Source organism: Fructilactobacillus sp. X2R1C1, assembly GCF_059901435.1.
This window is the reverse complement of record NZ_JBWXUV010000162.1, coordinates 1-234: the sequence shown is the minus strand read 5'-3', so window position 1 is coordinate 234 and position 234 is coordinate 1. Positions and strand designations below refer to the sequence as shown.

Sequence of the window (234 nt, the reverse complement as noted above, 5' to 3'; positions counted from 1 at the left end):
ATAATCGACGATGAGTGCTGACCCGTCGCCCCCCACTAAAAACGCGTCAAGTTTTGCTCTGTGCCAACAGTCGTCATCCATCCAACCGGTTTCTGACCAGTCTTTTCGGAACGCCCATTCTTCTTCACAGGTGACCTTTCCCGCTGCGAACTCCTCTTTCAGTTGTGTAAAGCCTTTCTCAAATTGTTGCAACGGCAACGGTACTTCTTCTCCCTCCAACCCCCTCACATACCG

The 234-nt window shown here is 51.3% G+C and carries 1 protein-coding gene; it reads right to left on the bottom strand.

Features of this window, described 5'->3' with window-relative positions:
• Window positions 1-219 (bottom strand): hypothetical protein (locus tag AC6UDG_RS07880; protein ID WP_500707016.1); only part of this gene is annotated, 219 nt, incomplete at its 3' end.
• Between the last annotated feature and the right edge of the window lie 15 nt (window positions 220-234).